Consider the following 21,971-nt stretch of genomic DNA (forward strand, 5'->3'; position numbering starts at 1 on the left):
TCCTACAGATCGAGGACCAGCAGTGGGGTCCGCGACCGCGAGCAACAGATCATCATCGTGTCGTTGGCGGCCTTCTCCTCTTGGGTCAGCAGGGAGTCCCGGTGGTCGGGAACGCCGTCGAGGACGGTGGTCTCGCATGTGCCGCAGGTTCCCTCCCGGCAAGAGGTCATGATGTCGACGCCGGCCGCCTCGACCACCTCGGCGATGCTCTGATCAGGGCCGACGTCGAGCGTGAGGCCCGAAGCGTCCAGGCGGACCTGAAACCCGGTGCGCTCCCCGTCCAGCGCCCCTTCGCGAGGCCGGAATCGTTCGACATGGAGGGCTCCGGGCGGCCATTCGGCGCACCGCGCCTCCACCGCGTCGATCAGCGGGCCTGGCCCACAGCAGTAGACCTTGACACCGTCGGCCGGTTCGCCGAGCAAGGCCTCCAGATCGATCAACCCAAACTGATCCTCCGGCCACACCGTGACACGGCCCCCGAATTCGGCCAGGTCGTCGACGAAGGCCATCGAGGCCGCCTGACGCCCGCCGTAGACCAGGCGCCAATCCGCGCCGACGGCGGCCAGCGCTCGCACCATCGGCAGCAGCGGGGTGATGCCGATCCCGCCTGCGATGAACAGATACTGGGGGCTGGACTCGAGCGGGAACTCGTTGCGGGGACCGCGGACAGCCAAAGGCGTGCCCTCGGCGACCTCGTCGTGCAGCCGCCGGGAGCCACCCCGACTCTCGGGCTCCCGCAGCACCGCGATGGTCCAGGTCTTGTCGGCGGCCGGGTCGCCGCACAAGGAGTACTGGCGCTCGAGACCCTCCCCGATGACTACGTCGATATGAGCGCCCGGCGCCCACTCCGGGAACGGCTCGCCGTCCTCCCGCACCAGTTCGAAGGCAGCCACCCCCTCGGCCACCCGGTGTACCCCATGGACCTTCACAGTGATCAGATCCTGATCGCTCATCATAAGAACAAGACTAATACATAACTTGCTGTATTGGTCGACTCGATGAGAGGGAGCATCCAGGCGGCACGCTGGGTCTACGGGTCGGCGATGACGGTCTCGGGGGCCGCCGCTTCCGCTGCCACCGTCCGCCCGGCGCCGAAGCCCGCCTTCGGGATGGCGTATGCCGCGATGTGGGCCAGGAGGAACACACCGGCGAGCACCACGAAGCCCACGGTGTAGCCCAGCTCAGCGGGATAGCCGGTGGCCGTGAGATGACCGGTTACGATCACGCCCATGGCCGTGGCCCCGACCGCACCGCCGACCAGGCGGACGTTGGCATTCATGCCACTGGCCACGCCAACCTGCCAGGGCGGCACCACCCGCACGACAACCAGGGCCGTGGCCGCCAGGACCGAGCCGGAGCCGGCGCCGTGCAAGGACATGGCCAGGTAGATCACCCAGGGAGTGGAGTTGAGGAAGGCGATCAGAAGCATCGCCGTCGCCATCAGCAACGTGGCCGCACAGATCACGATGCGAACCGACGTTGCGCGGATGATCCGGGTGGCGAGCATTCCGGCGGCGAACGAAGTCAGCGACCAAGGGATCAGGAAGCGCCCGGACTCGGTGACGGTGGCACCGAGGCCATAGCCGGCGGTTTCCGGCGTCTGGAGCAGTTGAGGAAGGAATCCGAACAGGGCGAACATCGAGAACCCTGACAGCATCACGATGAGGTTCGTGGTCCAGACGCCGCGCAAGCGCATCATCTGCAGATCGATCAGCGGGGTGCGGGCGCGCCGCTCGATGCGGACCCAGATCAGTACGAGCACAGCCGACGCGGCGAGCATCCCCAGGACCCACGGTGACGTCCATCCCCATGCGCCGCCGCGGCTGACGCCGAGCAGGAACAGTCCTAGCCAGCCGCCGAGGGCCAGTGCAGGCAGCAGCGGTGGAGGGGCTGCCCGGGTGGAGGCCGGTTCCGGGACCACCCACAGCACGGCCGGCGCGGTGACCGTTGCGATGCCGGCCGGCAGCCAGAACAGCCAGCGCACCCCGAGCGTGTCGACCACTGGACCGGCAAGGACCAGCCCGAGGCCGAATCCCACCGCGGTGGTCGACGTCATCAGACTGACGCCGCTGGAAAGCCGCTCGGGACGGGAGACGTCGCGCAGGATCCCGAAGGACAATGGCAGCACCGCCCCCGCCGCCCCCTGCACGGCACGGGCCGCAAGGAGCCAACCGATGCTTGGCGCCAGCGCGGCTCCGAGCGCCCCGGCCGCCATTCCTCCGAGGGCCAGGACGAACATCCGCTTCTTGCCCCAGGTGTCGCCGGCTCGCCCAAGCAGCGGTGTCGCGACCGACGCGGCGAGCAAGTAGACGGTCAGGACCCAGGTCACCGTGGCCTGATCGGTGGCGTACTCCACCTGGAGCCGGGAGAGGACCGGTGTCACGAAGCACTGCTGCAAGGTGAAGGACCCGACAGCCAGGGCCAGCACCAGCCGGACCAGACGATCTGTGCCGCCGGGCACCAGCCCGGAACCTTGGTCTACCGCTGTGGCCGGAGCACTCACCTGACCTCGTAGCCCTGGCCAGGGAGCAGATCGATGCCGTAGAGCTTGCCGGCCGTGCCACCGAGGACAGCAGCTCGCTGCTCCAACGAGAGGTTCGCCGGCAGGGATGCGGGCTCGTCGAAGTCCCAATGCGGGTAGTCCGAGGCGTACATCAGATGGTCACCCATCCCCATGTCGTAGAAGGCGTCGAAGACTTCGTCGAGATGGCGGTCCTCCTCCGGCTCCTCCATCGGCTGTGTGCCGAACCAGAAGTGATCACGCAGGTACTCGGACGGCTTTTTCCGCAGGTGCGGTACCTCGTCGCCCAGCACGCGGTACGCGGCGTCCAGCCTCCAGGCCAGCGGGATCGCCCAGGACCAGCCCAGTTCGATGAGGACGATCTTCAGATCCGGGAACCGATCCAGGACACCTTCGAAGATGTAGCTCGCGACCAGCGGGAAGTTCATGGCCGCGTAGTCGTTGTGCTCCTCGAGGTAGTAGCTCGGGCCGCCGGAAGGCGTCGGGCGGTTGCCGGTCTGCACGTGGAAGGTCACCGGCAGGCCGTACTCGACGCAGGCCTCGTAGATCGGCCAGTACGTCGGGTGGCCGGCCGGGCGGAGATTGTCCGGCGCCAGCATGATCTGCTTGAACCTTGAGGAGTACCCGTCGAACTGCGTCATGCCGAACTCGATCTCCTGGACGGCGAGCTCCGGGAGTTCGTAGGGGATGTTCAAGGCCGCGTACCAGCGCGGATCCTGCTTGAGCCAGTTGTCCACACGGTGCTCGTTGAGCGCCCGGCAGTACGCGGCCGAGAACCCGGCCGGTTGCCCCTTCAGCCCGGCCGACTGGAACGCCCCCAGGTCGTTCAGCAGCCCGGCACTGATCTCGTACTTGTCCAGCAGTTGCTCGGCGGCGAATACCGGGTCGCTGCCCGGTGGGCCGCCACCTGGTGTCTCGGTGTCCCACCGCTGGCCGTACTCGCGCGGCCGCGGCCGGTCTCCGCCGGCCCATCCACCACGTTGGACGCCGGCCACCGACGCATGTCGTTGCCAGCGTTCCGGCAGGTAGGACAGCACCCCGGCACCGCGCTGCTGATGCTCCCGCAGCTTCAGAGGGTGCACGTCGCAATCGATGATGCCGAGCTTCAGCGGCCCGGCGGCCACCTGAGGGTCGGGCGCGGTCAGGGTCATCGCTTCTCCTCTAACCTACTCCTATCCGAGCTATTATTATTCAACAGTTATGTTCGGAAGGGAGCGGGTGTGCCCAGCAAGCGCTTCGTGGTCGGCCGCGCCGCCGACCTCGCCGACGGCGAGAAGATGGCGGTCGACGTCAACGGTCGCAGCATCGCGATCTTCAACGTCGAGGGGGAGTTCTACGGGCTGCTCAACCGCTGCCCTCATCGCGGTGCCGACCTGTGCGCCGGCCGCTTCCTGCCGCTTGTCTCGGCTGAGCGCCCTGGGAAGTACGTCTACGACACCGATCACCAACTGCTCGCCTGCCCCTGGCACGGCTGGGAGTTCGACGTCACCACCGGGCAGTCCTATTTCGACCCGGTCGGCATGCGCGGCCGTCCCTACGCCGTCGACGTCGAGAAGGGCTCCCTGGTTGCCACCGAGGTCGAGTCCGGCGCTGTTTCGATGACCCCGGCCCAGTACGCCGCCGCGACCGCCGGCCAGAACGCCGGCGACGGCAAGCAACCCGGCCCGTACAAGGCCGAGACCGTGACCATCGAGGTCGAGGACGACTACCTCGTCGTCGACCTCCGCCCTCGGCGCCCGGGAAGGCGGACCGCCTCGTGACCACCTCGCTCCTCGGCACCACCCCACGCGAGTCGGTGTGGACCGGCCCGGTCGTCGACGCCGACGTTCACGCCCAAGTACCGTCCGCGTCGGCCCTGTTCCCCTACCTCGCCCAGCAGTGGATCGACTGGTGCACTGAGCGGAACTGGAGGACGCCGCCGGGTCCGGGCCAGCACTTCCCGCCGAACTCGCCTCGTACCTGCCGCCCGGAGTGGCGCCCCGACGACGGCCGCGTCCCAGCCTCCGAACTCGCCCTCCTCCAGGAGCACGTCCTCGATCCCTGGCGGGTCGACGCCGCGATCCTCAACTGCTACTACGGCATCGACAGCATCCGGCAGCCGGACTGGGTCAACGCGATGGCCTCGGCGGTCAACGACTGGCTGGTCCACGAGTGGCTGGCCAAGGACGCGAGGCTGCACGGCTCGCTCGTCCTCCCGGTCCGCGACCCCGAGGCGATGGTCCGCGAGATCCACCGCCTGGGCGACCAGCCGCAGATCAAGCAGGTCCTGCTCCCCGCCCGCAGCGACCTGCTCTGGGGCCGCCGGATCCACCTCCCGGTCTTCCGGGCGGCCGTCGAGCACGACCTCGTCGTCGGGCTGCACTACGGCGGCACCGCCGACGGCGTCCCCTCGACCACGGGCTACCCCTCCTACTTCATCGAAGAGTACGCCGGCGAGTGGCAGTCGTTCGCCACGCAGGTCACCAGCATGGTGGTCGAGGGGCTGTTGCAGGAGCTTCCCGACCTGCGGGTCTCAGTCATCGAGGGCGGCTTCCTGTGGCTGCCGGCCTGGGGCTGGCGGATGAACAAGGACTGGAAAGGCCTGCGCCGCGAAGTACCGTGGCTCTCCGAGCCGCCGATGGACGTGATCCGCCGGCACTTCCGGTTCTCCGCGGTGCCCGCCGAGCTGGGCCCACCCGAAGCCGCCCGCCACCTGCAGAACGCACTCGGCTGGCTGCGCAGCGACGACCTTTTGATGTTCGCCACCGACTACCCCCGCGGCCATGACGACGACGTCGATCGCCTCCTGGCCGGCCTCCCCGACCCGGCCCGGCCCAAGCTCATGGCCGAGACCGCCCGCGCCTGGTACCGGCTCCCGTGACCGCCGTGATGCCGCTGCGGGACGGTGCCCCCACCCGCCGGACCGTCTGGGGCGGGCCCGTGATCGGCCTCGCGGTCTACTACGCACAAGTACTCGGGCCCGGGACCGCGAACCTCATCAGCTTCACTGAGTTGAGCGCGGGCCTCGCAAATCGGCCAGTACGATGGGTGCCCAGGCGGGCGCAGGTTGTCCGGCGCGAACAGCACCTAGCCGAACGGCTGGTGTTTCAGCCCGGTTGAGCCGAAGGCGCCCAGATCGTTGAGGATCGCCGCGCTGATCTCGTACATGTCGAGGAGCTGCTCGGCGGCGAAGTTGGGATCGCTGCCGGGCGGGTTGCCCTCAGGGGTGACGGCGTCGCCGCGGGCCTGGAACTCGGTGAGCCGGAGCCGCGCTGGTGCCGCTCACGCAGCTTGAGCGGGTGGACATCGGTGTCGATGATGCCCAGCTTGGTGCTGGTGTCCAGAACGGTCACGGCCGGCTCCTTCAGTGCTTGGCGATCATCAGCCGCTCCGGCCCGCGGAACTGGTACTCGCGGCGGTACCGGAACGGCCCGGCGACCCGCAGGTCCGGGTAGCGCTCGTACAGCACCCGCAGCCCGACCTCGATGTCCAGCCGGGCCAACCACTGCCCGAGGCAGGTGTGGATGCCGAAGCCGAAGTCGAGCTGGTGCTGGGCGTCCTTACGCGTGATGTCGAGGCGGTCGGGGTCGGCGAACCGGGCCGGGTCGCGGTTGGCCGACGCGACCACCAGCCGCACGGTCTCCCCGGCCCGGACCGGAAACCCGGCGATCTCCTGGTCGCCTACCGCGACCCGGTGAACCCCATGCACCGACGGGCAGAACCGCAGGAACTCCTCGATCGCCGGGCGCAACAGGGCCGGGTCCTGCCGCAGCAGTGCTTTCTGGTCCGGGCGCTCGTCCAGCGCGATCACGGCGTTGGAGATCATGTCGTTGGCATTGCCGGTGGTCAGCATGACCGCGAACATCGCGACCAGCTCCGCATCGGTCAGCGGGACGGTGCCCTGGAGGTCCTCAGCCACCAGGTTGCTGACCAGATCGTCACCGGCACCGACGCCCCGAGCCCGCCGTTCCCGGATCAGCTCCAGGACGTAGGCCTCCAGACGCTGCGTGGCGTCGAACGCGGCGTCGAGGTTGTCGTAGTTGGTGCCCAGGCCGCGACGGATCTCCAGGGCCCACGAGCGGAAGGTTGCGATCTCGGCGTCGGGCACCTCCAGCATCGAGCAGACCACGAGGAACGGCAGCCGCCAGGACAGCGTGGACAGATCGAACGGATCGTCACCGGAGGCGTCGATCTCGTCGCACAGGTCGTTGGCGATCCCGGTGGCACGCTCCCGCAGGTTGTCGATCGCCCGCCGGGAGAACGCCTGGCTGACGAACTTTCGCAGCCGCGTGTGGTTGGGCCGGTCGTTCTGGCCGATGTGGTTGACGTCGAGGCGGATCAGGTAGTCGTACTTCTCGACCTCGTCCGGCACGAGCGACGCCCGGCGCTGCGTGACCCGGCTGCCGGTCCAGCGCTTGTTGGAGAAGCCGTCGGTGTTCCGGAACAGCTCCTTGACGTCGTCGTACCGGGTCACGACGACGGCCGGCCCGACCCGCAGGACCGGCGCGTGCTCCCGCAGGTCCGCGTAAAGCGTCCATGGGTCGCGCAGAAGCTCCTCATCGAGGCCGTAGAACCGCTCCGCCCGCTCCGCCAGCTCCAATGCCGACCTCCATAAATATTACACCTCCACTTGACATTGAAAGTACCATTATTATAGCAAGCGAGGGAGACCACACGACGAAACGAGGGGACGGTCGTCATGGCGCCACGCTTCAACCGCAACGCCCTGCAACTCAGGCTGCTGCGTTGGGGCCACGAGTTCGGCGAGCTGCTCTACCCGATCGCGAAGAAGACGCTCCCCTACCGCCCGAAGATGTGGTGGATCCCCCGGCTGCCGATCTGGGCGCATCGCCGCCGAACGCCGCACACGCGGCCCTGGACGACCCCGGTCCCCTCCCCGGCCGAGGCCCTGCGCACCGGCCCCGGCATCGAACTTCTCCCCGAACGCCAGCAAGCGGCGTTCGACGAGGCGCCGCTGCACGACTTCATCCGGCTGCACCCGGAGATGCGTGGTCAGAACAGCCCCACCGGGCACATGTGGATCTCGCTGCTGTCGACGTCGCCGCGTGTCCAGGGCGCGGCCCGGAAGCGGGCGAAGTCGAACCGTGAACCCGGCGCGACGGCGGCGGCCAAACCCGTCACGCCCGAGGAACTGACCCGCGCCATGAAGCTCGAAGCGGCCCGGCTCGGGCTCTCGGGCGTCGGCGTCACCGCATACGACATCAAGTGGAACTACGCCGAGTACCACGGCATGGGCGTCGGCGAGACCATCGTCGTCGGGATCATCGAGCAGAACTTCGACTCGACCCAGATGTCGCCGTCGCTGCGGGCCGAGAAGGCCGCCCTCTCGGCCTACTCCGGGCTGGAGGACCGCATGCGCCTGCTGGCCGAGTGGATCCGTGCGCAGGGCTATGACGCGCGCCCCGAGGGCTTCGTCGGCGAGTCGATGGTGATCCCCTACGCCGTGGCCGCCGGCCTGGGGCAGCTCGGCCTCAACGGCCAGTTGCTGACACCGCACGCGGGCTCGCGCTGCCGGATCCACGTGATGTCGACCAACGCCCCGTTCGTGCACGATCAGCCGGTCGACTACGGCTTGGAGGGCGTCTGCAACGAGTGCCAGATCTGCGTGCGCCGCTGTCCGGCGGGCGCGATCCCGGCCAATCGCAAGGAGAGCCGCGGCGTCGTCAAGGCCAAGCTCAACACCAAGCGCTGCCTCCCGGTGATGGGCAAGACGGCCGGCTGCTCGGTCTGCATGAAGGTCTGCCCGGTGCAGCGCTTCGGACTGCCCGCCGTCCTGGAGGAGTTCGACCGCAGCGGCAGGATCCTCGGCAAGGACACCGACGACCTCGAAGGCTTCGACTGGCCCCTGGACGGCAAGCACTACGGCCCGGGCGACCGTCCGCGGCTGCCGCTGGAGGTGTTCGAGACGCCGGGCTTCGACTTCGACCCGAACCGCAAGGAGCCGATCGGTTGGGTGAAGCCCGAAGGCAAGCCGGACGAGACCGACGGCGGCCGCGTCGAGGCACTCGGGTACTGAGGACTTGGGAACGGACGCGCGGCCCGGGCGTGAACGCCACCGGCATCACGGCCGGGCCGAGCACCGACGGAGCGATCGGTGACTGCCGGTAGCGCCAGGGCGCCATCGGGCGCAGGCCCGGCAGCCGCGTGACGATAGCCTCGAACATGAGCGCCAACTCCAGGCGGGCAAGGTGCGAGCCCAGGCAGAAGTGCCGCCCGGCGCCGAAGGCAACGTGCGGATTCGGGGCCCTGGTGATGTCGAAGCGGTCCGGATCGGCGTGCCGAGTCCGCCCTGTTGGCACCCGCGATCGCCCCCGGGCCGCCGCCTCTGACGGCGCCCTCATTTCCTGTGGTGTTCTAGTTGTCCACTTATCGTGCCGTCGGGTACAACTGACGTCAATGGCAACCGTGACGAACCCCACCCGCCCTCAGTACGCCGGTCTCCCCGGCGGCCGGGCCGTCGGGCTGTACGGGCCGGACGAGCAGCTGGGGGCGCTGAACCTGCCGCCGACACACGTCCACCGCAGCGAGCAAGCCCGCGACGACCTCTGGGACGGCCTGTTCACCCGGTACAGCTCGCAGTGGGACGACTTCCTGCACGTCTACGACGTCGAGCACGGGTGCTTCTGCAACGGGTCCACCGACGAGTCCCGGAGGATCGACGCCTGGGCCGAACGCGGAATCGTGGGTCGTGGGGTGCTGCTCGACGTCGGCGACCTGTGCGAGTGCGCGGAGGCACAGGGCGTTGTCGTCGATGCCGGGACGATCCTTCTGATCCGGACGGGGTGTGAGACCGGGGTTCCTGTGGGGCAGCGGCGTGGTCGCCGTCGCGGCCGGCAACCTCACGCTGGAACCCTTCCCGTTCCGGATCCGTGGCTCCGCTCGGCGTTGCTGAACCGGCTCGGGTTCCCGATCGGTGAGTTCTGGCACCTCGACGACCTCACCGCCGCATGCGCGGTGCACGGGCGCTACGAGTTCCTGCTCGCCTCGGTACCGCTCAGCGGCCCGGAACGGCCGGGTCGCCCGCCAACGATCCGGCCGTCCGGTGACGGCCGCCCGCGAAGGAGATTCAGCATGAAGTTCGCCGTCGACCTGGACCAGTGCGAGAACCACGGCCAGTGCACGTTCGCCGCACCCAACCTGTTCGCCCTCGACGACGAAGGACAGCTCTCCTACCGAGGTGAGGCCTCCGACGAGTACACCTCGGCCGAGCTCGACGGCGCCGACGAGGACGCCGTCTCCTCGGCCGTCGACATGTGCCCGATGCAGGCGATCCGGCTGGTCGGCTGAGTGCGCCGGTTCGAAGACCGCGTCGTCCTGGTCACCGGGGCGACGAGCGGGCTCGGTGAGGCCGTGGCCTTGCGGCTGGCGTCGGAAGGGGCGCACCTGGTCCTGACCGGGCGTCGACGCGATCGCTGCGAGACGGTCGCGGCGGCGGCACGCGAGTACGGGGTCGGGGCGCTGGCCGTCCCCGGGGACCTGACCGATGCCGCGGTGCCGGCGAGGCTGGTGGCGGCGGCCGTGGACCGCTGGGGGCGACTCGACGGGGCGGTGAACAACGCGGGGGTGAGCCCGCCGCCGCAACCGTCGTCGGGATACGACGAGGGGCTTTGGCTCTCGACGCTCGACCTGAACCTCAACGCGGTCTTCCGGTGTCAGCGGGCGGAACTGGCGGTGATGGTGCCGGCCGGGCGGGGCGCCGTCGTGAACGTCGCGTCGTACACGAGCACGACGGTCCAATCAGCCGGGGTGGCGTCGTACGCGGCGGCCAAACACGGCGTCCTCGGGCTGACCCGGGCCGCAGCACGGGATCACGCCCGGGACGGCGTCCGGGTCAACGCGGTGGGACCGGGGCACATGCGCACGGCGATGATCGACCGCCTCCTGGACGAGCCCGACAAGCAGGCGCGCCTGCTGGCCCGGATCCCGATGGGGCGGGTGGCCGAGCCGGCCGAAGTGGCCGGCGTCGTCGCGTTCCTGCTGTCGGACGACGCGTCGTTCGTGACCGGCCAGCTCCTGGTGGCCGATGGCGGGCTCTCGATCTGAGCGGCGAGCCGGCCGTCGGCCGTCCTCAGGCCTCAGCCGGCGGAGGTCTTGGTCTCCGGGTTCTCCGGCCACTTGAGCCGCTTGTAGAGCGGGTCGGTCTTGTCGCGGGTGCCGCGGAAGTGGCCGCCGGGGACGGCGTTCTCAGCGACCAGCGTGCCGTCCCATTCCATGACGACGCGGCGGTAGGTGATCCGCCAGCCGTCGCCGGCGCGCTCGAAGTAGTCGAGGTAGCGGCCGATCGACTGGTAGAGCCGGTCCTCGGAGGTCTGCATCCAGTAGGCGAAGTAGGACTCGCCGTAGGCCTCGTCGCCCTCGATCTCGAAGATCGACTGGCCCATCAGGTGGTAGATGAACCTCGAGGCGGTGGTGAAGCCGGGGTTGTTGCAGATGAACTCCGCGAACTCCTCGCCGCTGCCGCGCCAGCGGCCGTGGTCGTCGAAGGACTTCTGCGAGTAGCACGCGAGGATCCCCTCGCGGTCCTTGCGGTCCACCGCCTGCTCGAGTCGGGCGACCAGCTCGGTGAGGGCCAACTTGTCGGCCAGCGTCTCCAGGTCCGGAACCACACCCATGGGTACTCCTCGGTTCGCTCTATCGAATTGCTGTTGTGTTAAGCGCACCCTACTTGCGCCCAGCCCCCATGGAACAGACCTGCGAAGCTGGCCGGCGTCGCATATTTCTATTCGATTTCTAACAATGCATAACTGATGGACAAGTAATCCTCTTCTCATCTAAGTTCTGCGCGCAGGGAGCCCGTCACCGCGGCGGGAGAGTTGATCACCATTAGGAGTCTCAAGTGCCACGCAGGATCCTCACCCGGGCGCGGGCCCTGAAGTTCGGAGCCGTCCTGGCTGTCGGCTGTCTGGCGCTCAGCGCTTGCAGTAGCGGCAGCGACGACGCGTCAACGTCGAACAACACGTCGGACGAGTCGGCACCACCGCTGACCGGCGAACCGATCAAGATCGGCTACGGCGCGTCCCTGTCCGGCCCGCAGGCCACCAACGGTCTCGGCGCCCAGGCCGTGGCCCACGCCTGGCAGAAGTACACGAACTCGCACGGCGGTGTGAACGGCCACCCGGTCGAGATCGAGGTGGTCGACACGAAGAACACCGTGCCCGGCGCCACCTCGGTGGCCAAGCAGTTCCTCAACGACGACTCCGTCGACGCCATCTTCCTCACGGACCTGGTGGCCGAAGGCGCTATGAAGAAGCTGTTCACGAACACTCCGGTCGCGATCATCTCAGGCGGCGGTTCGAGTGACCTCCTCTGGTCTGCCCTCCCCGGCGTGTTCCAGGACGTCTCCGGCTCGGACTACACCATCAAGGCGTACGCCGACCAGGCCAAGGCGGCCGGCGGCAAGAACTTCGGCTGGGCCGCGTGCGCCGAGGTCGCGGTGTGCCAGGAGAACGGCGGCAAGGCGATGAGCTACGCAAAGTCGATCGGCATGAAGGGGGTCGGCACGCAGCTGATCTCCGCCTCGGCCTCCGACTACACGGCTGAGTGCCTCTCCTTCATCCGTGATGGCGCCGATGCGATCGCCTTCAACATCGGCTTCGCCACCGGCACACGCTTCGCCTCGGACTGCCTCCAGCAGGGTTACACCGGCATCTTCTCGGTGATCAACTCCGGCTTCGACCAGACGGCCTTCGGCAAGGTCCCGGGCTTCCGTTCCACGGGCGGCACCAACGGCTTCCCGTGGTGGTCCCAGGCCGAGCCGGTCAAGACCTACCGCGACGCCATGGCCAAGTACTCCCCCGACGGCATCTGGACCTCGGGCAACTCCACCGCCATCTGGTCCTCCTTCGAGCTGCTGAAGAAGGCTCTGGAGACGGCCGAGCCGTCGAAGATCACGCGTCAGACCGTCATGGACGCCATGTACACGATCAAGAACGAGACCCTGAACGGCCTGCTTCCTGAGCCGATCACCTTCACGAAGGGCCAGCCCTCGAAGCCGGTCGGGTGCAACTGGCTCTTCAAGTTCAACGCCGGCGAGGACAACCCCGAGAGCATCGAGCCGAACAAGTCCGGCAACGGTGCCAAGGGAGACCTCGCCAGCACCTGCATCGGCTACTGAACCGTCCCCGCAGCAGTAGCGTCCGAAGCCCGTGCCCCCTTGGGGCGCGGGCTTCGGCCGTGATCCCTGCCGACCGTCAGGGACGCCGCGACCGTAGCGACGGTCACGGCGAAGAGGTTCAGCTCGACCCAGGGGCGCGGCTTCTTCTGCCGATCCGGGTCTCGGGCTACCTCACCGCGCCCGGGAAGCTCGACGGCCTGAGGCGTGCTGGTCGAACGGCGACGGCTCCCAGCTCCTCCAGCGCGTCGCTGAGGTGTACTCGACGCTGGACGCCTGGCGGGCTCAGGCTTGGAATGGCTCTGCCAACGCGCACTGCCCCCGACGGGAACCGCAAGTGCGGGTCCCGTCGGGGGCAGCCAGGCGAGAAGAACGCGACGCCGGATCAGGCCGCACCCTCACCGATGTACTTCTCGAACATGTTGCCCTGGAGCAGGCCGGCGGCGTCGCCGTCGTAGGCGATCTCGCCACGCCGCAGGACGTAGGCGTGGTCGGCGATGGCCAGCGTGCGCAGGGCGTACTGGTCGACCAGCAGGAGGGCCACGTTTTTCTCACGCAGGGTCTTCAGGAAGTCGAAGACCAGGTCCACGATGATCGGCGCGAGGCCCAACGACGGCTCGTCGACGAGAACAAGCTTGGGATTGGCCACGTACGCCGCCGACAGAGCGAGCATCTGCTGCTCGCCCCCGGAGAGGGTGCCCGCCTTCTGGGTCAGACGCTCTCCCAGCCGGGGGAAGACCGAGGCGGCGATCTCGATCGTCTCCTTGGGGCTTGAGGAAGTGGCCTGCATCAGCAGGTTCTCGCGCACCGTCAGGTTCCGGTAGACGCCGCGCCCCTCAGGGACGTGGCACATGCCGCCCTTGGCCCGGCGGGCGGCGGACGACCTCGTGACGTCCACCCCGTCGACGAGCACCTGGCCGCCGGTGGGTCGCATCAGCCCGGAGGCCACACGCAGCGACGTCGTCTTGCCGGCGCCGTTGGGGCCGATCAGAGCGGTCACCGAGCCGGGGGCCACGCTCAGCGATACGTCCCTGAGCACGGTTGTGGTGCCATAGCTGGCGTTGACGTTCCGCAGTTCCAGAGCGGGGGCTTCCGATGTGGGCGCGGCGGCACCGTTCGCCCCGGCCCGGGTGAGCTGGTCGGTCATCGGACCGCCTCCTCGATCTCGTCGATCAGGTCGTCTCGGGTCTCGGTCTCCGAGCCGAGGTAGGCCGCCTGCACGATGGGGCTGGTGCGGACCTCCTCCGGGGTGCCGTGGAACAGCAGCTTGCCGAAGTCCAGGACATAGATGTCGGCGCAGATCCGCAGCACCAGGGCCATGTCGTGCTCGACCAGGAGGATGCCGCAGCCGCGGGTCTGGACCACCCGGGCCAGCGTCTCCCCGAACTTCTCGGTCTCCACCGGGTCGAGGCCGGAGGACGGCTCGTCCAGCAGCAGCGTGTCGAACGGGCCGCTGAGGCAACGGGCCAGCTCGACCAGACGCCTCTGGCCGGTCGAGAGCTGCCCTGCGTTCACGTTCCGCAGGTCGCTGATGCCGCACAGCTCCATGGCGTACTCGGCCGCCTCAAGCGTCTCCCGGCGCTCCGACTGTGTGGCCAGGATCTGGCCGCGCAGGTTGGAGCCGGCCAGGCCGGACTCCACCCCGAGGGCGACGTTCTGACCCACCGTGAGCGAATCGGCCAGTTGCATCAACTGGAACGTCCGCCCCAGACCGCGACGACCACGCGCCGCAGCGTTGAGACCGGTGACGTCCCGGCCCTGCAGCAGCACCGACCCGGTGGCCGGGGTGAGCAGGCCGCTGGCCGCGTTGAACAGCGTCGTCTTCCCGGCGCCGTTGGGGCCGATCAGACCGGTGATCTGGCCGACCGGGGCCTTCAGGTTGATCTGGTCCACGGCGGTGCGGCCGCCGTACCGGATGGTCAGATCGCGGATCTCCAGGCCACTGGCGTTCGACGGCATCGTCCAGGGGTCGGACTCGACCGCCACCAGCGGGCCGGTGTCCTTCCTCCGGCCGAACCGCCGGTCGATCCAGTCGCGGGCCTTCTGCGGCAGCGTGTCGGCACCGCCCCGGGTGGCGATGAGGACGGCTGCGAAGCCGAACAGCACGTTCAGCCACGGCTGGGCGTTGGGGCTGTGCCAGAACGCCGGGATCAGGGCGGAGATCACGGCCACCACCGCGTACCAGGGCTCCCGGAACGGCATCAGCGCGAGCGTCGCCACCAGCACCAGCGAGTAGTAGGCCGCGTAGTACTGATCCCCCAGCACGACGTAGTTCACCGTGCTGCCGTAGAGGATCCCGCCGACGCCGGCGATGTACCCGGCGATGCAGAACACGATCAGCTTGAGCAGGTTCGTGTTCAGGCCCAGGGTGCGAACCGCGAGCGGCGCCTCGGACAGGCCCCGCAGCGTACGGCCCAGCCGACTCGTGTGGATCGCCACTATCAGCAGGGCGGCGACCACGAAGAAGGCCAGCACGACGTAGTACCAGCGCTCGTCGGATTCCATGCCGCCCGGACGCGGCATCGGGCGCCCGGTGCCGGTGGTGCCGAAGAACCAGTCCTGCTGGTACGCCCAGGCCTCCATCGAGAGACCGAAGCCCAGCGTGGCCAGGGCCAGGAACAAGCCCTGCAGCCGGATCGCCGGGAGCGCCAGGACTGCCGTCACCGGCACCACGATCAGCGCCGAGAGCAGAACGCCGACCAGCCAGGGCAGGCCCCAGGCCTCGGCAACCTGGGCGAAGGTGACGGCGCCGATCGCGGCGAACACCGCCTGGCACAGGGAGACCATGCCGGCCGTGCGGACCAGGAGGCCGAGCGAGAACAGCACGATGGCCTGGGTCAGGCCGACAGTCAGGTAGGTCAGCTGGCCGCTGAACAGCGTCGGCGCGATCAGCAGGAACACCAGGACCAGGCCACCGGCGACCAGTCGCGTGCTGGTCGGCCCGTGGTAGGGGATCTTCGGTGGCTGCTCGGAGCGCGAAGGCAGATCGAGCTTGCGCTTGGGGATGACCATGAGCGCGACCAGGAGCAGGATGAACGGCAGCGCGGTGTTCAGACCGCGCAGCGCGGGCGCGTCGAGGGAGAACTTGGTGATGACGTTGGAGACCACGCCGACCGCCAGCGCACCGACGTAGGTCAGCGGGATGTTCGAGAAGGCGCCGACTGCTGCGGCGCCGAACGCCTGGACCACCAGGAAGGTCATGGTCACCGAGTCGATGCCCAAGGTCGGAGCGATCAGGACGCCGGACATCGCCGCGAACGAGGAGCCGATGCTCCAGGAGAGCCGCTGCACCGCCTGCGGGCTGGTGCCGTGCAGGGCGACCAGGTCGGGGTCGTTGACCACGGCCCGCATCGCCAGGCCGGTCCGGCTGACCCGGAAGAAGTAGTAGAGCAGCGCCACGGCGACCAGCGAGATCGCCACGATGGTGAGTTGGGCGTACGTGATGTTGACGCCGCCGATCCGGACGATCTCGGCCGCCTTGGGCAGGAACGGCGGTGGCCGGAGGGCGTTGAAGCCGTACTTGACTGTGGCCAGCCCTTGGACCAGGAGCACGATGCCTACCGTGGCGACGGCCTTGAGTGCCGGCCGCTGGTTGCTCAGCTTGAGACTCACTACGGACAGCGCCAGGCCGAACAGCGGCCCGAACACGAAGACGGCGATGAATCCGGCCAGCCACCAGCTGAGCTCGTGGTCGATGTGAAGCCAATAGAAGACGAACGCGGCAGCGGCAGCGATCGCCCCGTGGCCGATGTTGAAGATGCCGGACGTCTTGTAGGTCAGGACCAGGCCGGTGCCGGCCAGGCCCAGGACCGAGCCGGTCACCAGACCAGCGACAATGAAGGGCAAGAAGGTGTCCACGGCGTACCTCGGGTCAGGCGACACATCGTCGCGGGCCGGGCGACTGACGGCTCTAATAATGCTCTAGCTAAGAATTAGCCGTCTTATAATGATTTCGCAATGATGCTTGGGCCCTGGCGTGACGTCAACCACTGCGGCGCGGTTTCAGCGCCGGGTTCTTGCGGAAGTCCCAGCTCACCAGTCGGGTGGGGCTCATCCGCAGCCAGGCGTGCCGGCCGTCGGCCACAAAATCGGGCGTGCCGGAGTACTTCTCCGCGTAACGACGCTCGACGCCTGCAAGCTCCGGTCGCGGCTCGGACGTCCGTGGCACTTCCGAGGCCACCTCGACCTCACCGGACAGCTCGACGCCGCGCAGCTCGTGGAACTCCTCCCCGGCGTCGACGACCACGGAGACTCGAGGGTCCCGCTGCAGGTCGGCCCACCGCTGGCTGCGGAAGACGGAGTTCAGCCACAGGGCGGAGCCGTCCCAGACGAACCAGAGGGGCACCACGTGGGGGTGCCCGCCGGCGCTGATCGTGGCCACACGGCAGACCCGCTCGGCGGCCAGGAAGGCGTCCACCTCGTCGGGCGTCATCGCGACCGCCCGGCCGCGTCGCTGCTCCCTCACCCGAGCACCGTCCTGCGCACGTCGTCGTCGGGGACCCAGCGCGGAGCCCGACCCTCGACGAAGGCGGCGTTGCCCTCGGTGCGGTCGTCCGAGCTCAGCAGTGTGGTCATCGCGGTGTGCGTGGCCGCCCAGCCGGCCTCGTCGCCGGCGGCCGCCACCACGTGCAGGCCGGAGAACAGCTCGGCCACCGCCTCGGGCGCTCCGACACATGTGGCCAGGGCCAGGTCCAGCGCCTCGGCGAGCACGTCCTTCGCCTCGGTCAGCCGGTTCGCCAGCCCGAGTTGATAAGCCCGCTCCGCCTCGAGCCTTCCGGCGGTGAGCATCAGCTCGACGGCGACGTTGCGCGGCAGCCGGTCCGGCGCCCGGAACAGACCCCCGGCCGCGGGCACGCGCCCGCGCGTGGTCTCGGGCAGCGCGAACCAGGCGTCGCGGGCGGCCACCACCAGGTCGGCCGCGAGCACCAGCTCGAACCCGCCGCCCAGCGCCGGCCCGCCGACCGCGGCCACCAGCGGCTTGAGCCGCTGGCGGCGGATCACGCCGTACATCCCGCCCCGTTCGGTGTGCGGCCCGGCACCGGTCCGCAGGTCGGTGCCGGCGCAGAAGAACGGCCCCTCCGCCGCGAGTACCCCGACCCGCAGCGCGGGGTCGTCGTCGAGCCGGTCGAACGCGACATCGAGGGCGAGAGTCATCTCGGCGTTCATCGCATTGCGCTTCTCCGGGCGGTCCAGCGTGACCAGCAGGACCGGGCCTCGCGTCTCGATCCGCACGAAGTCACTCACCGAACGCCTCGCTCCAACCCAGCCATCCGGCCACCCCGCGGCCGCAGACGAGCGCCCGCTCGGCACCGGACAGCCCGGACAGGTGACTCACGAAGACGTCGACAAGGTCGGCGTAGGGCACCGGCAACCGGGACAGGTCGGAGCCGAAGAACACCCGCTCGGCGCCGAACGCCTCGACCAGGCGGTACACGGCCTCGGTGATAGACGGGTACGGGCGCGCCTCCGCGGCCAGGTCGAGGAAGCAGGGCAGCGCCGAGGCCTTGACTGCGATGTTCGGGTACTTGGCCAGTCCGGCCAGCGGCGCGACCGCCTCGGCCAAGGGAAGATCGGACGTCTCGACCGCGGCGTGGTCGACCGCGATCTTCAGGCCGGGGTACTCCTCGGCCAGGTCGCGGTAGAGGTCATGCCGGCCGGGAGCGTAGACGCTGAGGGGGACACCGAACCGCTCGGCCGCGGCAAAGAAGCCGCTGCGCCGGGCCGCGGTCAGGGCGCCGAGTACGTCGCCACGGTTGAGTGACATCCGGATTGCCCGCATCCCGACGATCGAGCGCCAGTCGGCCAGCCGCTCGGCCTCGGCGGGACTGCCGGTGGCCCAGCGGCAGATCGCGCCGAACCGGGAGGGGGCGGCGGCCGCCGCGGCCAGCACGTAGTCGTTGCGCGACCCCTCCCAGGTCGGGCCGAGCAGCAGGGCTCCGAAGACGCCTGCGCGGGTCAGCTCGCTGGTCACCTCAGGCACCTCGAGCGGCATCGGCCGCTGCGGCTCGATGGCGTCGGCCGGCCAGGGGCGCTCCGGCGTGGACGCCTTCCAGACATGGATCTGCGCGTCGAGGATCAGCATCGCGTCAGAAGTCCCGGCCGGCCCAAGCTTCGCGGGCCTCCGCCCACGGATCGGTCACCATCTCGCTCGGCGCCCCGAAGCGGCGGACCGTCCCGGCCACGCCGTGGACCGGCCACCCCGGGTCGCCGTCGCGGACGAACGCCACCCAGGCGGCGTGCATCTCGTCGGCCACGGCCTGCAGGGCGTCGGTCCCACGCAGCTCGATGCCCCAGGGATCGTTGAGGGTGTCGAAGACGAACGGGATCTCGAGGGTGTGGCAGGCGCCGGCCCGGCCGTCGTACGTCGAGGGCCGCCACGCGAACTGGTAGGCGTGCGTGCCCTCCCGGCGCACGGCGACGAGCCGCTCGGTGGGGGCGACGCAGAACCAATCGGACTGGATCGCGACGAACAGTTCGGCCGGGCTCGCGCCCGGACGCCGGGAGCGGTAGGTCGCGATCATCGCGTCAGGGTCGGGGCAGATCCGTGAGGTGGTGGCCCGCAGGGCGTCCTCGGTCAGCTTGTCCCACATCCCGGTGGGGGCGACGAAGAGACCGTACTCCTCGGCGTTGGCGCCGATCAGCAGGTCGACGTCGGAGCTCGCGCCGGCGGCTACGGCCGGGAAGGGGTGCTCAGGGAGGATGTCGCCGTCGACGACCGGCTGGAAGGTCAGCCGCGTGAAGCCGGCGAACCGCGGGTCCTGGCCGGAGGTCAGCCGGTTCATCACGACGTTGCTCGCCGCATGCAGCCGGTCTTCCGGCACCGCAGCGATCGCTTCGGCCGTCGGCTTGGTCCCCAGTTCGCCGGCCAGCTCGGCCGCCACCAGCTGCGCCCGCTCGACGGTGTGGACGTGGTGGGCAGTGCCGCTCTGCGAGATCGCCCGGCGGAACAGCCCCTGGGCCCGTGGCACGGCCAGCAGAGTGCAGACCGCCATCGCACCCGCCGACTCCCCGCAGATCGTCACCCGGGCCGGGTCGCCCCCGAAGGCCGCGATCTCGGCCTGGACCCACTCCAGGGCAGCGACGATGTCGAGCAGACCCCGGTTGGGGACGGCGTCCGGGAAGAACCCGAAACCCTCGGCGGCCAAGCGGTAGTTGATCGTCACCGCGACGACGCCGTCCCGGGCGAACGCCGTGCCGTCGAAGGCGGTGGTCGAGCCGGCTCCGGTGGCGAATCCACCGCCGTGCACGAAGACCAGGACCGGCGCCTGGCCCATGACGTCCGGGGTCCAGACGTTCAGGTTCAGCCCGTTGAGCCCGGGACGTCTCGGGTCCGGCAGGAGGGCGTCCATCACAGCCGATCGCTGCGGCGGGGTGGAGACCGTGGCGCCGTACTCCGTCGCGTCGGCGACGCCCTCGTGCGGCTCCGGCGGGTGGGGCGCTGCGAACCGAGCCTCGCCGATGGGGGCGGCAGCGTACGGGATCCCCTTGAAGGACCAGCCGCTGCTCGTCGGTGCGCCACGGAAGATGCCCTGTTGGGTGATCACATCCACTATTGCACTCCTCAACAAGCTTCAACTTGTGTTGTTATTATGCAACACCATTGCAGACGCGCGGAAGGCAGTGCCCATGCCCTTGGACGAGGTATCCCGGCTCCGGATCCTGACCGCGCCCGGCGGGGCGTTCCCTCTGGCCCAGGTCGACCTCGGCCACGGCCCCTTGGGGGTGTTCGACCGGGATCCTCGTACCATGCGGGACGCGTTCCTGGCCACCGCCGCCCATGCCGACCGGATCGCTCTCGTGTATCAGGACCGCCACTGGACGTACCAGGACCAGTGGGACACGGTGGTCGCCCTCGCCCACGCGCTCCAGGGGCTGGGGGTCGTCAAGGGCGACCGCGTCGGGATCGCGATGCGCAACTACCCCGAGTTCGTCTTCACGTTCTGGGCCGCCCAGGTGATCGGCGCCGTGGTCGTGCCCTACAACGGCTGGCTGCGGACCCGGGAGCTGGCTGACGTCGTCGCGGAGTCCCGGCCGGTGGTGCTGGTGGCCGACCGCGAGCGGATCGCTCTGCTGGCCGAGGAGGATCTGGCCGCGAGCGGCGTCCGGACCGTGGTCGCGGTGCGCTGCGACGAGACGCCCGCGGCTCGGGTCGACGTGGTGGGCTTCGGCGCCTTGGTGGCGGGTGCCGGCGACGTGGCCGCCCCGCCTGACGTGGAGGTCGCCCCCGGGGACCCGTCGACGATCATGTTCACGTCCGGAACCACAGCCAAACCCAAGGGCGCGATACACACGCACCGCAACCACTCGGCGTCGCTGCTCAACAAGCTGATCCGGGCGATGCGGATCGAGCCGGCCACCTCCGACGGCCCGCACGAGATCCTGCCCCCGGCACCCTCGACCAAGGTCGTGACCTTCCCGTTCTTCCACATCGCGGGCCTGAACACTCTCTACACGGCCGCGTACTCCGGGCACTGCCTGGTGCTCATGTACAAGTGGAACGCCGACGACGCGGTCCGCCTGGTGGAGACAGAACGGGCCAACGAGCTGGCCGGGCCTCCGTTCGTGATCCAGACCTTCCTGGAAGCCGCGGTCGGGCATGACCTGGACAGTCTGCGGGTGATCGGGATGGGCGGGTCGGCCGCGCCGACCAAGGTGATCGCCGCAGTGGCCGAGCGGTTCGGTGACCGGGTCACCCCACGCACGGGCTACGGGCTGACTGAGACGACGTCGGGCGTGGTCTCGATCTCGGCGGCCGACTTCGCCGAGCACCCGGACAGTGTGGGGCGTCCGCTACCCACCGCCGAAGTGGCGATCCTGGGCGAGGAGGGGCAGCAGCTCGGCGTCGACGAGGAGGGCGAGATCGCAATCCGCGGTCCCCAGGTGGTGGCCGGCTACCTCGGGACGCCCGACGCGGCGGAGTTCCGCGACGGCTGGTTCCGCACGGGCGACCTGGGCAAGATCGACGACGCCGGTCTGATCTACATCGTCGGGCGGCTCAAGGACACCGTGATCCGCGGCGGCGAGAACATTCAATGCGCCGAGGTCGAGGCCGTGCTCAACGCCCACCCCGACGTCGTCGAGGCAGCCGCGTTGGGAGCGCCGCACCCGAAGCTGGGCGAGGAGCTCGTCGCCGTCGTCCGGCTCCGGCCCGGCAGCAGGCTCGACGCCGAAGCGCTGCGCGCCTTCGCCGCCGGTCGCCTGGCCGCGTTCAAGGTGCCGGTCCGGATCGCTCTGATCGACGACGCCCTCCCCCGCACCTCCAGCGGCAAGGTGGTCAAGCGGGACATCCCGAGAACACTGTCGCTGGGCGACCTGCTGCAGCCGACCGCAGGCTGACTC

At 69.3% G+C, this 21,971-nt stretch carries 18 protein-coding genes and 1 pseudogene; 7 read left to right on the plus strand and 12 right to left on the minus strand.

All coding sequences use genetic code 11. The features are described 5' to 3' along the window. Positions 1–2 precede the first annotated feature (2 nt). The 3 genes from CTZ28_RS22005 to CTZ28_RS22015 form a co-directional block, all read right to left on the minus strand. Positions 3–953, minus strand: a complete 951-nt coding sequence (locus tag CTZ28_RS22005; RefSeq protein WP_121891509.1) for a PDR/VanB family oxidoreductase — start codon at positions 951–953, stop codon at positions 3–5. Between the two features lie 77 nt (positions 954–1,030). Continuing rightward, positions 1,031–2,461, minus strand: a complete 1,431-nt coding sequence (locus CTZ28_RS22010) for an MFS transporter (RefSeq protein WP_183154513.1) — start codon at positions 2,459–2,461, stop codon at positions 1,031–1,033. Between the two features lie 38 nt (positions 2,462–2,499). Continuing rightward, positions 2,500–3,672 (minus strand): amidohydrolase family protein, encoded by a 1,173-nt coding sequence (locus CTZ28_RS22015; protein WP_121891395.1) that lies wholly within the window; start codon positions 3,670–3,672, stop codon positions 2,500–2,502. 69 nt (positions 3,673–3,741) lie between these two features. Between CTZ28_RS22015 and CTZ28_RS22020 the strand changes: the two genes are divergently transcribed. Further along, entirely contained in the window at positions 3,742–4,281 is a 540-nt protein-coding gene (locus tag CTZ28_RS22020; RefSeq protein ID WP_183154514.1) for a Rieske (2Fe-2S) protein, read from the plus strand. Beyond that, positions 4,278–5,381: an amidohydrolase family protein gene (locus tag CTZ28_RS22025; RefSeq protein WP_183154515.1), complete on the plus strand. Its 1,104-nt coding sequence runs from the start codon at positions 4,278–4,280 to the stop codon at positions 5,379–5,381. Before CTZ28_RS22020 ends, CTZ28_RS22025 begins: the two co-directional genes overlap by 4 nt. 483 nt (positions 5,382–5,864) lie before the next feature. On the opposite strand, the gene CTZ28_RS22030 is transcribed toward CTZ28_RS22025, so the two are convergent. Next, on the minus strand, positions 5,865–7,100 hold the full coding sequence (locus tag CTZ28_RS22030) for a cytochrome P450 (protein WP_121891397.1): 1,236 nt from the start codon (positions 7,098–7,100) through the stop codon (positions 5,865–5,867). Positions 7,101–7,199: 99 nt separating this feature from the next. Here CTZ28_RS22030 and CTZ28_RS47740 point away from each other — a divergent pair, with 99 nt between their 5' ends. Then, on the plus strand, positions 7,200–8,537 hold the full coding sequence (locus tag CTZ28_RS47740; RefSeq protein WP_121891398.1) for a 4Fe-4S dicluster domain-containing protein: 1,338 nt from the start codon (positions 7,200–7,202) through the stop codon (positions 8,535–8,537). Between the two features lie 136 nt (positions 8,538–8,673). Here CTZ28_RS47740 and CTZ28_RS48445 read toward each other — a convergent pair. Continuing rightward, positions 8,674–8,862: pseudogene (locus CTZ28_RS48445) on the minus strand (cytochrome P450); the annotation flags it as partial. Between the two features lie 55 nt (positions 8,863–8,917). Between CTZ28_RS48445 and CTZ28_RS48450 the strand changes: the two are divergent. Both CTZ28_RS48450 and CTZ28_RS22050 read left to right on the plus strand, forming a co-directional pair. After that, a complete protein-coding gene (locus tag CTZ28_RS48450) occupies positions 8,918–9,808 on the plus strand; it encodes a ferredoxin (RefSeq protein ID WP_259471734.1) in 891 nt (296 codons plus the stop codon). After that, positions 9,809–10,564, plus strand: a complete 756-nt coding sequence (locus tag CTZ28_RS22050) for an SDR family NAD(P)-dependent oxidoreductase (protein WP_121891399.1) — start codon at positions 9,809–9,811, stop codon at positions 10,562–10,564. Positions 10,565–10,596: 32 nt separating this feature from the next. On the opposite strand, the gene CTZ28_RS22055 is transcribed toward CTZ28_RS22050, so the two are convergent. After that, positions 10,597–11,133: a nuclear transport factor 2 family protein gene (locus tag CTZ28_RS22055; RefSeq protein ID WP_183154516.1), complete on the minus strand. Its 537-nt coding sequence runs from the start codon at positions 11,131–11,133 to the stop codon at positions 10,597–10,599. Between the two features lie 224 nt (positions 11,134–11,357). Between CTZ28_RS22055 and CTZ28_RS22060 the strand changes: the two genes are divergently transcribed. Continuing rightward, entirely contained in the window at positions 11,358–12,635 is a 1,278-nt protein-coding gene (locus tag CTZ28_RS22060) for an ABC transporter substrate-binding protein (protein ID WP_121891401.1), read from the plus strand. A 382-nt stretch (positions 12,636–13,017) separates the two neighbouring features. On the opposite strand, the gene CTZ28_RS22065 is transcribed toward CTZ28_RS22060, so the two are convergent. From CTZ28_RS22065 to CTZ28_RS22090, 6 genes are all read right to left on the minus strand, one after another. Then, entirely contained in the window at positions 13,018–13,779 is a 762-nt protein-coding gene (locus CTZ28_RS22065; RefSeq protein ID WP_121891402.1) for an ABC transporter ATP-binding protein, read from the minus strand. Beyond that, a complete protein-coding gene (locus CTZ28_RS22070) occupies positions 13,776–16,490 on the minus strand; it encodes a branched-chain amino acid ABC transporter permease/ATP-binding protein (RefSeq protein ID WP_121891403.1) in 2,715 nt (904 codons plus the stop codon). Before CTZ28_RS22070 ends, CTZ28_RS22065 begins: the two co-directional genes overlap by 4 nt. A gap of 124 nt (positions 16,491–16,614) precedes the next feature. Continuing rightward, positions 16,615–17,064, minus strand: a complete 450-nt coding sequence (locus tag CTZ28_RS22075) for a pyridoxamine 5'-phosphate oxidase family protein (RefSeq protein ID WP_121891404.1) — start codon at positions 17,062–17,064, stop codon at positions 16,615–16,617. A 29-nt stretch (positions 17,065–17,093) separates the two neighbouring features. Continuing rightward, positions 17,094–17,876 carry an enoyl-CoA hydratase-related protein gene (locus CTZ28_RS22080; RefSeq protein ID WP_220795375.1) on the minus strand — a complete coding sequence of 261 codons (783 nt, stop codon included), beginning with the start codon at positions 17,874–17,876 and terminating at the stop codon, positions 17,094–17,096. Continuing rightward, positions 17,869–18,714 (minus strand): amidohydrolase family protein, encoded by an 846-nt coding sequence (locus CTZ28_RS22085; RefSeq protein WP_121891405.1) that lies wholly within the window; start codon positions 18,712–18,714, stop codon positions 17,869–17,871. The genes CTZ28_RS22080 and CTZ28_RS22085 overlap by 8 nt, the downstream gene beginning before the upstream one ends. Positions 18,715–18,718: 4 nt before the next feature. Continuing rightward, positions 18,719–20,182, minus strand: a complete 1,464-nt coding sequence (locus CTZ28_RS22090) for a carboxylesterase/lipase family protein (protein WP_259471735.1) — start codon at positions 20,180–20,182, stop codon at positions 18,719–18,721. A 76-nt stretch (positions 20,183–20,258) separates the two neighbouring features. Between CTZ28_RS22090 and CTZ28_RS22095 the strand changes: the two genes are divergently transcribed. Beyond that, positions 20,259–21,968, plus strand: a complete 1,710-nt coding sequence (locus CTZ28_RS22095) for a class I adenylate-forming enzyme family protein (protein WP_183154518.1) — start codon at positions 20,259–20,261, stop codon at positions 21,966–21,968. The last annotated feature ends 3 nt before the right edge of the window (positions 21,969–21,971 follow it).

It is taken from the genome of Streptomyces shenzhenensis, from assembly GCF_003688995.1.
GTDB classification, from domain to species: Bacteria; Actinomycetota; Actinomycetes; order Streptomycetales; family Streptomycetaceae; genus Streptomyces; species Streptomyces shenzhenensis_A.